Genomic DNA, 536 nt, shown 5'->3' on the forward strand with positions numbered 1-536 from the left:
GCATCGCCGACCACCCAATCAACCGCCTCGCTGACCTCGCACCCTGGACCCTGCGGCCCCAAGCTATCTGACCCACGGCAGGCCGCCGTAGTCGTCGGCGGACGCTTACGAGCTGTCCCGTGCTCACCCCGTGCCGGTCCGCCACCGTCTGGACGATGGCGCCCGGTTCCAGGGTCTCGCGGACGATCCGGAGCCGGTCCTCCGGCGGCCAGTTGCGCCGCCGGACCGCGCGAATGCGGACCTCGACAGCGGGGTCGGATCCGGGACCGCTCTTACGACCGTCGTATGAGCGGCTTGCGAGTGGTGCAGGCGGTATCGCGTCGTCGGGCATGGCCCCGGAATCCGCGATGACCCGTGGTCACCGCAAGGCGGGGATGGGCTGACGCTTACACCGCGGGAGCGGCCAAGGGCCTGATCTTCAGCCCCCTTTTTTTCTAGGCTGGCAAAGCTGGCTGGCAGGCTTTCTGTTCCAGCTCGGCGAGGTAGGCCTTGGGGTCGCGCCGAAACCGGGTGCGTAGGATTCGCGCCTGATGCCG

Annotated in this window: 1 protein-coding gene; it reads right to left on the minus strand. The window is 68.8% G+C overall.

Translation table 11 applies throughout. The annotated features are described in order from the left end of the window. The coding region (locus E2C06_RS41015) for a transposase (RefSeq protein ID WP_165982929.1) at nt 1-331 on the minus strand (331 nt) is incomplete at its 3' end. Nucleotides 332-536 lie beyond the last annotated feature (205 nt).

It is taken from the genome of Dankookia rubra (genome assembly GCF_004355005.1).
Classification (GTDB): domain Bacteria; phylum Pseudomonadota; class Alphaproteobacteria; order Acetobacterales; family Acetobacteraceae; genus Paracraurococcus; species Paracraurococcus ruber_A.